The sequence below is a fragment of the Pseudomonas sp. GW456-L12 genome (assembly GCF_059424045.1).
In genome coordinates this window covers 96634-109755 of record NZ_JBWKZA010000006.1, presented here as the reverse complement: position 1 = coordinate 109755, position 13122 = coordinate 96634, and the positions used below count along the sequence as shown (strand labels likewise).

10 protein-coding genes and 1 pseudogene are annotated in these 13122 nt (G+C 58.8%); 8 read left to right on the top strand and 3 right to left on the bottom strand.

The genetic code is table 11. From position 1 onward, the window contains the following. Positions 1 to 73: 73 nt before the first annotated feature. From AC07Y9_RS10050 to AC07Y9_RS10040, 3 genes are all read left to right on the top strand, one after another. Entirely contained in the window at positions 74 to 1747 is a 1674-nt protein-coding gene (locus tag AC07Y9_RS10050) for a hypothetical protein (RefSeq protein WP_146021755.1), read from the top strand. Between the two features lie 368 nt (positions 1748 to 2115). Next, positions 2116 to 2331 (top strand): hypothetical protein, encoded by a 216-nt coding sequence (locus tag AC07Y9_RS10045; RefSeq protein WP_102679345.1) that lies wholly within the window; start codon positions 2116 to 2118, stop codon positions 2329 to 2331. A gap of 114 nt (positions 2332 to 2445) precedes the next feature. Then, positions 2446 to 2928, top strand: coding sequence for a GNAT family N-acetyltransferase (locus AC07Y9_RS10040; RefSeq protein ID WP_102679346.1), 483 nt, complete (start codon positions 2446 to 2448; stop codon positions 2926 to 2928). Between the two features lie 210 nt (positions 2929 to 3138). Here the strand turns inward: AC07Y9_RS10040 and AC07Y9_RS10035 are convergent, their stop codons facing one another. Together AC07Y9_RS10035 and AC07Y9_RS10030 are read right to left on the bottom strand one after the other, a co-directional pair. Further along, positions 3139 to 4371, bottom strand: a complete 1233-nt coding sequence (locus AC07Y9_RS10035) for an NADH:flavin oxidoreductase/NADH oxidase family protein (protein WP_102679347.1) — start codon at positions 4369 to 4371, stop codon at positions 3139 to 3141. Positions 4372 to 4472: 101 nt separating this feature from the next. Continuing rightward, positions 4473 to 5552 (bottom strand): saccharopine dehydrogenase family protein, encoded by a 1080-nt coding sequence (locus AC07Y9_RS10030; RefSeq protein WP_102679348.1) that lies wholly within the window; start codon positions 5550 to 5552, stop codon positions 4473 to 4475. Positions 5553 to 5742: 190 nt separating this feature from the next. On the opposite strand from AC07Y9_RS10030, the gene AC07Y9_RS10025 reads away from it, so the two are divergent. Next, positions 5743 to 6546: a type 1 glutamine amidotransferase domain-containing protein gene (locus AC07Y9_RS10025; protein WP_101339426.1), complete on the top strand. Its 804-nt coding sequence runs from the start codon at positions 5743 to 5745 to the stop codon at positions 6544 to 6546. Between the two features lie 51 nt (positions 6547 to 6597). Continuing rightward, a pseudogene (locus AC07Y9_RS10020) lies at positions 6598 to 6863 on the top strand (acetoacetate decarboxylase (ADC)); the annotation flags it as partial. A gap of 48 nt (positions 6864 to 6911) precedes the next feature. Here the strand turns inward: AC07Y9_RS10020 and AC07Y9_RS10015 are convergent. After that, positions 6912 to 7361, bottom strand: a complete 450-nt coding sequence (locus AC07Y9_RS10015; protein WP_102679421.1) for a MerR family transcriptional regulator — start codon at positions 7359 to 7361, stop codon at positions 6912 to 6914. Positions 7362 to 7607: 246 nt separating this feature from the next. On the opposite strand from AC07Y9_RS10015, the gene AC07Y9_RS10010 reads away from it, so the two are divergent. The 3 genes from AC07Y9_RS10010 to AC07Y9_RS10000 are packed head-to-tail and all read left to right on the top strand — an operon-like array spanning position 7608 to position 13086. Then, complete coding sequence (locus AC07Y9_RS10010; RefSeq protein WP_102679349.1) at positions 7608 to 8852, top strand: exonuclease SbcCD subunit D C-terminal domain-containing protein; 1245 nt, start codon at positions 7608 to 7610, stop codon at positions 8850 to 8852. Continuing rightward, positions 8849 to 12490, top strand: coding sequence for an AAA family ATPase (locus AC07Y9_RS10005; protein ID WP_102679350.1), 3642 nt, complete (start codon positions 8849 to 8851; stop codon positions 12488 to 12490). The genes AC07Y9_RS10010 and AC07Y9_RS10005 overlap by 4 nt, the downstream gene beginning before the upstream one ends. After that, a complete protein-coding gene (locus tag AC07Y9_RS10000) occupies positions 12487 to 13086 on the top strand; it encodes a glutathione S-transferase (RefSeq protein WP_102679351.1) in 600 nt (199 codons plus the stop codon). The genes AC07Y9_RS10005 and AC07Y9_RS10000 overlap by 4 nt, the downstream gene beginning before the upstream one ends. The last annotated feature ends 36 nt before the right edge of the window (positions 13087 to 13122 follow it).

Sequence of the window (13122 nt, the reverse complement as noted above, 5' to 3'; positions counted from 1 at the left end):
GATGATTCACCTATCAACCTGTGGCCATTATTACTCAACGGCTAACCTTACGTGCTAAATATATGAGCATCACATGGACGAAATCAAAAGCGCTCTTCTCTACTCATACAAATCGGAAATCAAAACTCCAGACTCTCTCGCTGCGTGCCTAAACGCGCATGGTTTGTATAATATTGGTCAATTCGTGTTAAGACTTAGTCCAATAAATCATGCGCTAGTTGATAATGCTACGACAAAAAAAGCTGAGGATATCACTTGGGATGAGATTCAGGCTTATTCAACATATATTCATGAAACGGTTCATTGGTGGCAGCATATAGGGTCGACTTCTGGTTTGATTTCTAGCATGTGCTTCCCCGCACAGACGCACGTTAACGTCGGGCATCTTCGAGATATAGTCAAGTGTGGGGAGTTTGGTAAGTCACTCAAAGAGTGGAGCGATGATCAGATGTTGCAAGGTCGCACTGCTGAAGAAGAGGTTATCGCCAGGGCAAACATTACAGTAAATAATACGTTAGATTTGGATTACTATCGTGCGATTATCATGAATCCAAGAATCCTTTTAGAAATAGTAAAGGAAAATCATTTTGAGTCTGTAGGGCATACGTTTTATATAGCCTATTCATGCTGCTTGGATGTTTTGACCACAACCTTCAATGAGGTTAAATGCTTGCCAGATACGGATCTCTGGAGGGAGCCTATAGAGCACTTAAAGCTGTCAAAATCCGGTAACTACCATTGGCGGTCAGATGTATACCTCCCTCCAATTACGGGGGTAGATGTACTAGAAGGACAGGCGAGATTTATACAGCTCCAGTTTTTGCATTTTTCTAATCCTAGCAAGTCTTTTGCGGATTATGGCGCACGAGGCTATCTTGACAGTGTATACGGTGCAGCCTTCAAATACTTTATCCAGAGTACTAATTCAAATTTTCCCGACTGTATTGACGATCCATTAGTAGCTTTATTCTTATTAGTCTGCGACTTAGCATTAAATCCTGGAGAAGGGTTTCCATTTGAAATTACAGACTATGAGAATTTTTCATATCAGGCTCAGCCGGCGGTGCGCTTCGCATATCTATGTCAAGCCATAAAAAATGAGCATCCAGAGCTTAAGGACTATATTAAGGAGTACTCTAAAGAGGAATATACTAGCGCTAGCGCTTTGCTAGCGAACGCTTGTGGATACCATCATCCGTTAGACGTGGCGAGAGCTGTTTCCGAATGGGTAAAAAAGGAGCCGACGTTACAAGCGCTGATGAGGGAGCATAGTAAATTTTCGTTTTCGGAAATGAACTTGCCTGTTAGGGTGATATTTTCAGAATTTATAAAATTTAACACCTTTAAGCTTGAGCAGCCTGAATTTTTTTGCTGGACAGGTCGTCACAAAGTAGGGCGCTATGCCGAGCACTATATTCATGCTTGGCTAAAGAATCTCTCGCTCTATAGTGACAAGCAAGATGACTTCGGCATTTACCCAAGGCGGCAGGAGGGGAAGTCGGAAGAAAATATCCATAATACATTTAACATGTTCTACGGCAACCTCATGCAGTACGACCTAATTAGGCAGTGGATAATACAGAGTGGTGAATTTAAATACGACTTCTCTTGGCTCTCGGAGAAGCATGAGCCTTCGGAGGTTAAAGAAAAGGTCAAGGAGGTCTTTACCAATTTGTTTGGTGTGAGTCCTGATGAGATTGAGGGGGCTGGGTGGGTGAAGTCTAGAGATAGTAACTATCAAAGTTAGATTGGGCAAGTATTCCGGAGCTATACTAGCTCAAGATAATGGAAGTCTCACCTGAAAATTTGTAATGCTGTAAGGGCTCATGTTTTCTCTTGCAGCATTACAGCTTCTAATTTAGCGTCACATTAAATCGAACTTGCTGAAAGCACTCCGGAAGAAGGGGGCTCTTAATTTTGTGAGAAATTACCGATGCATTTTTCGTTTTAAGCACTCCTCTGGTCCGATTACTAACGAGCCGACAGTCCGCTGTGGGTCGATTACAGCCCTTCGCAATTGGCTATCCAAAGGCGGACGTTCAACTGAGGGGGCATTGCACAACCATCATGAGCTTTATAGGATCTCGCCAGCGATCATTATCAATCGAGGTTCACATGGATAGCAGATCGCTGGAAATCGAGAGCGCCATCTATGACGAGTTTCTAGACTTGTGGGATCTAGGAATCTTTAAAGAACAACGCCTAGGCCAAGCTTTCTACAACCATTTCCGCCTGCATCATCTTACCGATCAAACAGCCTTATATAGCCTCTATGAGGCCGACGGTGAGAAAGCTTTAGTTGCGATATCCCGTCTTTTTCGAATCAGTTGACTGTAAGGTTCGTGCCGCGTCAGCGCTATGCAGTGACAGCGCCGAAGTCATTCGTTGTGTACTGATTTCAACCCTTAGCAGTAATGGCTTAACACTCAAGGAGAATTGCCCATCATGGATACAGCCATCACGTACCGAACGGCGACCATAGAGGATGCACTGACCATCTGTGAGTTGGGACAATTACTCAACGCGATTCATCACGCTGCCCGTCCCGATATTTACACCGCTGCCACCCAGGACTTTTCGCGTGACCTCCCGCACTGGATGAGTTTTTTCGAGAAACCGACCCAGGTTGTTTTCATTGCGAATATCGGCCGCCAGGCCGCTGGCTTTATTTCTGCCAGCCTGTCGACAAGCTCCGGTCCGCTGATGCAACCGCTGGATTTCGTTCGTATTGGATCGGTGTGCGTAGACGAGCAATTTTGGGGGAAAGGTATTGGTCGAGCCCTGGTAAAACTTGTTCAAGACTGGGCAATCGAGCACAACGCCAAAGATATAAGGCTGTCGGTGTGGACGTTCAATGCACGTGCAACCCGTATGTACACGGAGTTGGGGTTCGAGCCCCGGGCGCTGGAGATGGGGATGTCCGTTTAGAGGGCATGCCCTCATGGTAAAAAAGTAGACATCCCGAGCCTTCTTGATAGGCCTAGCAAGGATATGAGGCCAGCGGCTGCTGTTGGCAACCTCAGCATCCTGTCGATGATGCTGAGGACCGGTTTAATCCACATCCCAAAGCAGACGCTGTCAGTCACTCGCCAAAGTGGATTTCACCCTTGAGCCTTTGCGGTTGAAATGGGCATCGAATCACGCCGAACGCTGTTCTATCCACCGCCGATATTGGCGAGTGCGACAGGCATTGGCGAGCTGTTGCAAGAGCAGCGCGCGTAACGGTGACACGCCTGGATAGGGCTTTTTGTCCTGGCTGAGTTTGCGCAGTTGGAACTTGACGACCGCCATGTTGGCCAAGGACGCGATGGTCTTGTTTTTCCAGGTGATCGGTGGCAATTGCGGAGCATTGTCTTTACCCAAAAGCCAATCACGCGGCAGGTAGGGATCGATGGCCAAGGCCGTTCCGATACCGACCATGTCCACGCCACTCTTGACGACCATTTCGGCAATGGGACGCCGGCGTACGCCACCGGTGACCATCACCGGCATCCTGGAGACGGTCTGGATGTCACGGGCAAACTCGACGAAATAGGCCTCACGCGCCAGGGTGCGACCATCGCGCGCCTCGCCTTGCATGGCCGGCACTTCGTAGCTGCCACCGGATAACTCGACCAGATCCACACCCAGGTCGTTGAGCAGCTCAACCACCTTTTTCGCGTCATCGGCGGTGAATCCGCCACGTTGGAAATCGGCCGAGTTGAGTTTGACCGCCACCGCAAAGCCTGGGGAAACCACGGCCCGTACCGCCGTGACAATCTCAAGCAGCAGGCGTGCCCGGTTTTCCAGGGAGCCGCCCCACTCGTCCGTTCTCTGATTGCTCAGCGGCGACAGGAACTGGCTCAACAGATAGCCATGGGCCGCGTGGATTTCCACGCCGGTGAAACCGGCCTCTTCACCGAGGCGCGCAGCCCGTGCGAAGCGCTGGATAACCTCTTCGATCACGCTGGGGGTCATCGCGTGGGGCGTGGCGAAGTGCTTGGACATTTTGCCCAGGTTCAGCGGTATGGCTGACGGTGCCCAGGTCTTCTGCCCAAGGCTTGCCCGCATCTGGCGGCCGGGATGATTGATCTGCAGCCAGAACTGCGCACCGCCGGATCGACCGATCCGTGCCCAGCGCCTGAACTTGTCCAGTTGCTGGTCATCCTGCAGCACCACGCCGCCCGGCCCGGTCATGGCGCGGCCATCGACCATCACGTTGCCTGTGATTATCAGCCCGGCGCCACCATCGGCCCACGCCTGATACAGGCGCATCAGTTCTTCGGAGGGCGCCTGGTCGGCGTCCGCCATGTTCTCTTCCATGGCGGCTTTGGCGACGCGGTTCTTGATGGTCGAACCATTGGGGAGCATCAGGGTGTCGAACACATTCATGGGCAGTCCCTCATTTGACGTGGGGCCAGCCTAAGTTTGAAGTGAACTTGAAGGTCAATACCTCTTTTTCAACTTCATCCGACAGTTTCATCGGACACCGCCTATTCGATGTTCAAGGCGCCCGATCCTGGCAAGCGCGTCACCAGATCGGCGCCCAGCAACCTCGCAGGCGTGTAGGCACCGCCAGCCGGGCGCGCCTGTAACAGGTAGTCGACCACGGTCAGCGCACCGTAGACCGTCAGACTATAGACATTGGTGGTGTGCACGCGCGCCACCTTGCAATCGCCGCGAGCGTTACGGGCTTCGCCCCAGACATAGGTGCCCTGATCGGCGCGCTTTTCGTCATCCGGGCCGATCACGGTCTTGCCGATGTGTGCCTTGAGCCGCTTCTGCACGAACGACAAGCCCAGCAGCGGGCGAATGAAGTTGGCGAACCTGGCGCTGCGAATCATGCCGGCGGAGCCCGGCACGAACACCTCGATATTGGCAATGCCGGTGGTGTGATAGGCCGTGGAAACGTCCCCCCAGGGAATGGTCATGGCAAGCTTCTCTCCAGCGCCAAAGTCGATACGACGCACCCGATAGGCCAAGGGTACAGACACGATTTTCCCCTCGCGACGTACCTTGCCGCCCTGGGCCAGGCCTTCGATCGAAGTCTTGGCGGTGCCCGGCGACAAGCTGGAGCGCGAATCGAACCCCAAGGCCAGGTGCGTTGCATCCGGCAGCGCGGCCTTGAGTGCGGCGGCGACGCAGTCGGTGGGGATCACGTCGAAGCCGACGCCGGGGCAAATCACCACGCCCGCCGCTTGCGCACGCTCATGCAGGGACTGGGCATGCTCGAACACGGCGATCTCGCCGGTGATGTCCAGGTAATGCGAATGGGCCCGCAGGCAAGCGTCCATCATTGGTGCGGCGGTCGCCGAAAACGGCCCCGCGCAATGCAGAACCAAGCCATGGCCCTTGATCTGGGCCAGCAGTCGCACCTCGTCATCCAGCCCGAAAATACGTGCCTCAAGCCCCAGCTCCCGGGCCAAGGGTTCGATCCTGCCGCGGCTACGCCCCGCCAGCACCGGCCTGAGCCCACGCTTGACGGCTTCGCGGACGATCAGCTCGCCGGTATACCCGTAGGCGCCATAGATCATCCATTTCATCTGCGTCACGGGGTGGTCTTGCTGGCTCATGCTGTGGCTCCTGACTGGATGGTTAAGTGCGTTCTTGCCCAATCGGCGCCAGACGCTAACGTTGAAGTCAGGTTTAGAGTCAAGCAGAAGCGCGCCAGCGCAAACGGAAGCTTTTTGCAAATGTGGGGGTTGACCTTAAAGCATGGTTTAAGGTGAGCATGACTGGCACTGCATGACTGTCGGAGCCCGGATGATGTTGAAGACCCTTGTTTCTTGTGCGTTGGTATTGATAGGCGGTGTATTCATGACTTTTGCAAATGCTGAAACCAACCCTTCCACTGCAATGCCGAAGGATCGCCAGATACTGGTGATCATGACCAACCACGCCAGCTATCCCTCACGCACCGACACCACGGGGCTGTGGTTGACCGAGCTGACGCATTTCACGGATGTTGTCGAGGCCGCCGGTTATACGACAGTTTTTGCCAGCCCCAAGGGCGGAGCGGTTCCGCTGGACGAGCGCAGCCTCGGTTGGCTCTATATGGACAAGGCCGCCCGTGAGCATTTGCAGTCACCGGCGTTTCGCGCTCGCCTGAACAACACGATACCGATCGCCGACATCGATCCCTCCCGGTTCAGCGTCATCTATTTCACGGGGGGCCACGGCGTCATGTGGGACTTCCCCGAAAACCCGGACCTGCGTCGTGTTGCCGAAAAGATCTACAACCAGGGCGGCATCGTCTCAGCCGTCTGCCATGGCGTGGCGGGATTGGTGGATCTCAAGGATGAGCAAGGCCAGGCACTTATCAAGAACAGAAACATCACCGGTTTCTCAAATCGCGAAGAGCTGCTTTCGGGCATGAAGAACCAGGTTCCCTTCTTCCTCGAGGACAGGCTGGTCGGCCAGGGTGCGCGTTACCGCAAGGCCTGGTTGCCATTCACCCCATTTGCCATCACCGATGGACGCCTGGTGACGGGGCAGAACCCTCAGTCGCCCAGGGCCGTGGCTGAAGCCGTGATGGCCTTGCTCTCGGCGGGCAATAAAACTCGCTGAGCCATTGCAAACGGCACGCTGAAAGCCAACGAAAAAGCCAGCTCACGGCACTTGACCTTAAAGTTCAGTGCCGAGCTTGCCAGGGTTCGCGGCGTTGTCGGTTATAACCTGCCGAAATGGCTGACGGGCATTGACCGAAAAGAAGAGGTTACCTCGGTGGTCTATGACATTACCGACAGCCAGACCGGCCAGGTGGACGTGTCCTTCACCGCGAAGAAGCTCAATTTGGGAAAATGCTGAAGTACGAATATGTGCCAGCGTTCCAAAGCGCGCTCTACGCGCCAAAACCACTGGTTACCCTGGTTGGCATGCACTGATCAAAGGGGCATGGCTTTTTACCCCTTATCAGCCTGACAGGTTGCGTGTTACTTGGAAGACGCACCATTACGGCGGCCTGAAGCGGGCGCCACCCCCTCTTCGCGCAGACGATGCAATAACAACTGCGTGTTCTCCACACAGCCCACGCCCTCGGGCTTACTCTCGACACCCTCGATCACAAGCAGTAGTTGGGCTTTATTCTGGGCCAGCCGTTGCTGGAGGATTTCGATTTCCTCGACCTTGCGCTTGAGCCCACTGAGCAACTCTTCATGCCGCCATCCGTTGGCATTCATCGGCAGTAACTGGCGGATCTCCTCCAGCGAAAAACCTGCCGCCTGTGCCCCGGTGATGATCTCCAGGACCCACTCGGTGTCAGGTGCGTAGTCCCGATACCCGTTGGCTTTGCGCTCGACGGATTTGATCAGGCCGCTCGCTTCGTAGAAGCGGATGCGTGAAGGCGCCAATCCGCTGATTTTCGCCAGTTCGCCAATTCTCATATTCCCACCCGAAAAACCATTGACCTTAAAGTTGACTTTAAACCTAAAGTAAATTGGCGGCCAAGCAGCGCAAGCGTCGCCCCATGACTCAAGAGCTATCTTGCCGAGCGTCAACTTTTGGCTGCCGCTAAACGGCACCACTATTCGCCATCCAACCAGGCCCCCCAGCCGATTTGCAGTAAACTCTCCCCCCTCACGCCGCTCTCCTCTTCCCTGCGGCTCACCTGATTGTTTGCGGAGTTTGCCTTGCGTCTGTTTCACACCTCCGACTGGCACCTGGGGCAGAACCTCCATGGCCAGGAGCGCGATTTCGAGCATGCCTGCTTTCTTGAATGGCTGTTGCGTCAGCTGGCGCTGCACAGCCCTGATGTGCTGCTGATTGCTGGCGATATTTTCGACACGGTCAATCCACCGGTCAAAGCCCAGGAGCGGCTGTACGACTTTATTGTCAGCGCCCATGAACAGCAGCCCGGCCTGACCATTGTGATGATTGCCGGCAACCATGACTCGGGTTCGCGCATCGAGTTGCCGGCGCCTTTGATGCGGCGTCTGCGCACCCACGCTTTGGGCCGGGTGCTGTGGCTGGATGATGGGCAGTTGGACAGCGAGCGTCTGTTGCTGCCGTTGCCCGATGCCAGCGGTGCGATTGCCGGCTGGTGCCTGGCGCTGCCGTTCCTGCGGCCGGCGGAAGTCACGGGGCCGCACCTGGGCGACGATTACCTGCGAGGCATCGGCCAGGTGCATGAATGGCTGATCGCCGCGGCCAATGCCAAGCGCCAGCCGGGCCAGGCGCTGATCGCCATCAGCCACGCGCACATGGCCGGTGGCTCGGTGTCGGAGGACTCCGAGCGCAGCCTGATCATCGGCAACGCCGAGGCCCTGCCCGCCAGCCTGTTCGGCCCGAGCATCAGCTACGTGGCCCTGGGGCATCTGCACAAGCCGCAGAAGGTCAATGGCGAGGAGCGTATCCGCTACAGCGGTTCGCCGATCCCGCTGTCGTTCTCCGAGATCAGCTACCAGCACCAGATCCTCGATATCCAGCTCGACGGCGAGATCCTGGTCAGCGTCGAGCCGCGGTTGATCCCGCGGGCGGTCAACCTGCAACGCCTGGGCCCGGCGCCGCTGGCGGAGATCCTGCTGCAACTGGCGGAACTGCCGGACATCGACCTGCTGGCCGAAGAACAGCGCCAGCCCTGGCTGGAAGTGCGGGTGCGCCTGGACGAGCCGCAGCCGGACCTGCGCCAGCAAGTGGAAAGCGCCCTGCAGGGCAAGGCCGTGCGCCTGGTGCGGATTGCCGCCGAATACGCCGGCCATGGCGGCCGCGAGGGCGACGACGGCGCCGCGCAACTGGTGGAGCTGGACCAGCTCAGCCCGCAAGACCTGTTCAGCCGCGCCTGGCTGGACAGCTACGGCAGCGAGGTGGACGAACAGACCCTCAAGGACTTCGCGCAACTGCTCCAGGAAGTGCAGCACGAGGAGGAGCAGCCATGAAGATTCTTGCCATCCGCCTGAAGAACCTGGCCTCCCTGGCCGGCCCCTTTGAAATCGACTTCACCGCCGAGCCCCTGGCCAGCGCCGGGCTGTTCGCCATTACCGGGCCCACCGGCGCCGGCAAGAGCACCCTGCTCGACGCCCTGTGCCTGGCGCTGTTCGGCGCGGTGCCGCGGCTGAACAATATCGGCCGCGAAACCAAGGTGCCGGAGGTCGACAGCGAAATGCTCACCAGCGACCCGCGCACCCTGTTGCGCCGTGGCACCGGCAGCGGCTACGCCGAGGTCGACTTCGTCGGCATCGACGGCCATCGCTACCGCGCCCACTGGGAAACCAACCGTGCCCGGGACAAGGCCAACGGCAAGCTGCAGGCCAGCAAGCAGAGCCTGCACGACCTGGACAGCAATCAACTGCTGGCCAGCCAGAAGCGCGACTATGAACAACTGATCGAAGCCAAGCTGGGGCTCAACTTCGAGCAGTTCACCCGTGCGGTGATGCTGGCCCAGAGCGAGTTCAGCGCCTTTCTCAAGGCCGACGACAAGGAACGCAGCGAGCTGCTGGAAAAGCTCACCAACACCTCGATCTACAGCCAGCTCGGGCGGCGCGCCTACAGCAAGAGCAAGGACGCCGAGGAACAGCACAAGACCCTCAAGGCCCAGGCCAGCGGCATCACCCCGCTGGAGCCCGAGGCCCGCGCCGAACTGGACCAGCGCTTCGATGCCGCCCAGCAGCAGCTCAAGGCCCAGCAGGCGCAGCTCAAGCAGCTGGAGCTGCAACACGGCTGGCTCAAGGAATTGCAGCAGCTGCAAGACCAGCAGCAGAGCGCCGCCGAGCAACTGCAACAGGCGCAAATGGCCTGGGAAGGCCTGGCCAGCGAGCGGACCCGGCTGACCCGCCTGGAGCAGTTGGCGCCGCAACGCCATCAGTTCGCCCGGCAGGTGGAACTGAACCAGCAACTGATGCCGCTGCGCGAACAGATCCAGCAACAGCGTCAGCAACAAGGCGCGGAGCAACAACGCCAAAGCGAACTGGAGCAGCAACTGGCCAGCGTCCAGGCCGCGTTGCTCGGCGCCCAGGAACAGCAAAACACCAGCGCGCCGCTGCTGCGCGAGGCCTTTGCCGAGCAAAGCACCCTCGCCCACCTGGGCAAGACCTGCGGTGAAGCCGGCGAACTCAAGGACAAGCTGCAACAGGCCAGCGAACAAGGCCAGCAGGCGATCCAGGCCATGCTCGAACAGCAGCGCCTGGTGGGCGAACGCTTGCAGCGGATTGCCGAGCAGCTGGAACACAGCACCCACCTGGCGCCGCTGAGCGATGCCTGGAACGCCTACCGCGATCGCCTGCAACAGTTGATGCTGGCCGGCAACCGGCTGAACAAGGGCCAGGAAGAACTGCCCGGCCTGCAACAACGGGCCGCCAGCGCCGCGCAGCAACTGGCCGCGCAACGCGATGAACTGCAAGTGCTGTACAGCGAAGCCGGCGCCGAGCCCCACGCGGTGGCCGAACAGTTGCAGATCCTCAGCGACCTGCTGCAGGACAACCGCAAGCAACAGCGCGCCTTCGAAGAACTGGCGCGGCTGTGGGCCAGTCAACAGGAACTGGACAAACGCGGCGCGGAACTGGCGGACAAGCAGCAGGCCGCGGCGCGCCAGCGCGAAGAGCTGAACCGGATCGGCCTGCAGAGCAAGGCCGAACTGACAGTCGCCGAACAGACCCTGACGGTGACCCAGCAACTGCTGGAACGCCAGCGCCTGGCACGCAGTACCAGTGTCGAAGAGCTGCGCGAACAGTTGCAGGACGATCAGCCCTGCCCGGTCTGCGGCAGCCACGAGCATCCCTACCATCAGCCCGAGGCACTGCTGCAGAGCCTGGGGCGCCACGACGAAAGCGAAGAAGCCAACGCGCGCAAGGCGGTGGATGAACTCAAGGAAAAACTCGCCGAGCTGCGCAGCCAGGTCGGCGGCCTGATCGCCCAGCAGAAGGAATTCCTCCAGCAACAGGAGCACCTGGCAAGCCAGCAGCAGGCCCTGGCGCCAAGTATCGAAGCCCATCCGTTGTCGGCGGCGCTGCTCGACCAGGATGCCGGCAAGCGCGATGCCTGGCTGAACCAGCAACTGAGCCAGTTGAACCAGAGCATCCAGCAGGACGAACAGCGCCAAGGCGCCCTGCTGAAACTGCAAAAGGACGCCGGGCGCCTGCAACAGCAACTGCAGGCAGCGATCGAAGCCAGCCACGAGGCCACGCACCACCTGACCCAACAGCAACAGCAGTTGGGCGCGGACCGCCAGCGCCTGGAGGAAGAGCTGTCGGCCTTCGCCACCCTGCTGCCGGCCGATACCCTCGAAGCCCTGCGCAACGACCCGGCCGCAACGTTCATGCAGATCGACCAGCAGGTCATGCAGCGCCTGGAACAGCTCGACCAGCAGAAGGAAGAAGCGCAAGAGCAGCAACAGCGCCAGCTGACCCTGGACAAGGAACAGGACCGCCAGCAGACCCGCGTGCAGCAACTGCAAGCCGCCCAGGAGCAATTCAATACCCTGGCCGAACAGCAGCAGGCGGCCCGCAACAAGCTCGTGCAACTGCTGGGCGAACACGCCAGTGCCGAGCAGTGGCAGCAGCATCTGGAACAGGCCGTGGAACAGGCGCGCGCCGCCGAGGTGCTGGCCAACCAGCAGTTGCAGGAGGTCCACCGCCTGCTGGTGCAGCTGGGCGCGGAACTGCAAGGCAAGGAGGAACGCCTACTGGCCCTGGAGGCCGAGCAGCAGGAACTGGGCAGCAAGATCGCCGACTGGCGCCAGCAGCACCCGGAGCTGGACGACGGCGCGCTGGAGCAATTGCTCAGCCTCGACGACCAGCAGGTCGCCGCGCTGCGCCAGCAGCTGCAAGAGCGCGAAAAGGCGGTGGAACAAGCCAAGGTCCTGGTCACCGAACGCGAGCAGCGCCTGCACAGCCATCAGGCCCAGCACGACGGCCAGCTCGACGCCGAACAACTGGCCGGCGCCCTGGGCGAGCTGCACAACCAGCTGGCCGCAAGCGAACAGCTGAGCGCCGAACTGCGCGCCCAGCAGACCGAGGACCAGCGTCGGCAAGACGCCAACCAGGCGCTGGGCGAGCAGATCGCCCAGGCCTACAGCGAATGGCAGCGCTGGGCGCGGCTCAATGCCTTGATCGGTTCGGCCAGCGGCGACACCTTCCGCAAGATCGCCCAGGCCTACAACCTCGATCTGCTGGTGCATCACGCCAACGCGCAACTGCGCCAACTGGTGCGGCGCTATCGCCTCAAGCGCGGCGGCAGCATGCTCGGCCTGCTGGTGATGGACACGGAAATGGGCGATGAACTGCGCTCGGTGCATTCGCTGTCCGGCGGCGAGACCTTCCTGGTGTCCCTGGCGCTGGCCCTGGGCCTGGCGTCCATGGCTTCCAGCACGCTGAAGATCGAATCGCTGTTTATCGACGAAGGCTTCGGCAGCCTCGATCCGGAATCCCTGCAACTGGCGATGGACGCCCTCGACGGCTTGCAGGCCCAGGGGCGCAAGGTGGCGGTGATTTCCCACGTGCAGGAAATGCACGAGCGGATTCCGGTGCAGATCCAGGTACGGCGCCAAGGCAACGGCCTGAGTACCCTGGAGGTGAAATGAATACGTTGTATTCGTTCCGCCGCTGCCCCTACGCCATGCGGGCGCGCCTCGCGCTGCGCTACAGCGGGGTGCCGCTGGAGATAGTCGAGGTCAACCTCAAGGCCAAGCCGGCGGCGATGCTGGCGCTGTCGCCCAAGGGCACGGTGCCGGTGCTCAGCGTTGACGGGCGGGTGATCGACGAAAGCCTGGACATCATGCGCTGGGCCCTGGCCCAGCACGATCCGCAGGATTGGTTACTGAAGGACGATGGGCCGGCACAGCACCGGATCGACGCGCTGATCGCGGAAAACGACCAGGTGTTCAAGCTGCACCTCAATCGCTACAAATACGCCGAGCGTTATCCCGAGCAGCCGATGGAGCATTACCGCGGCCAGGGAGAAGTATTTCTACGGCAGTTGGATGAACTGTTGAGCCAGCACGATTACCTGCTGGCGGATCACCCGAGCCTGGCGGACATGGCCCTGGCGCCGTTCGTGCGGCAGTTCGCCCATGTCGATCGCGAATGGTTCGCGCAGACGCCTTACCGGCATTTGCAGCGCTGGTTGCAGCGGTTCCTGGAGTCGAAGCTGTTTGTCGAGGTCATGGCCAAGGCCTGAACTTGCCCTCCCTTCTTTTGTAGGAGCGAAGCTTGC

Coding starts and splice junctions, on each gene's coding strand:
- AC07Y9_RS10015 (WP_102679421.1), bottom strand. CDS start 7,361: ATGAGAATTGGCGAACTGGCGAAAATCAGCGGATTGGCGCCTTCACGC.
- AC07Y9_RS10050 (WP_146021755.1), top strand. CDS start 74: ATGGACGAAATCAAAAGCGCTCTTCTCTACTCATACAAATCGGAAATC.
- AC07Y9_RS10005 (WP_102679350.1), top strand. CDS start 8,849: ATGAAGATTCTTGCCATCCGCCTGAAGAACCTGGCCTCCCTGGCCGGC.
- AC07Y9_RS10000 (WP_102679351.1), top strand. CDS start 12,487: ATGAATACGTTGTATTCGTTCCGCCGCTGCCCCTACGCCATGCGGGCG.
- AC07Y9_RS10040 (WP_102679346.1), top strand. CDS start 2,446: ATGGATACAGCCATCACGTACCGAACGGCGACCATAGAGGATGCACTG.
- AC07Y9_RS10030 (WP_102679348.1), bottom strand. CDS start 5,552: ATGAGCCAGCAAGACCACCCCGTGACGCAGATGAAATGGATGATCTAT.
- AC07Y9_RS10035 (WP_102679347.1), bottom strand. CDS start 4,371: ATGAATGTGTTCGACACCCTGATGCTCCCCAATGGTTCGACCATCAAG.
- AC07Y9_RS10045 (WP_102679345.1), top strand. CDS start 2,116: ATGGATAGCAGATCGCTGGAAATCGAGAGCGCCATCTATGACGAGTTT.
- AC07Y9_RS10025 (WP_101339426.1), top strand. CDS start 5,743: ATGATGTTGAAGACCCTTGTTTCTTGTGCGTTGGTATTGATAGGCGGT.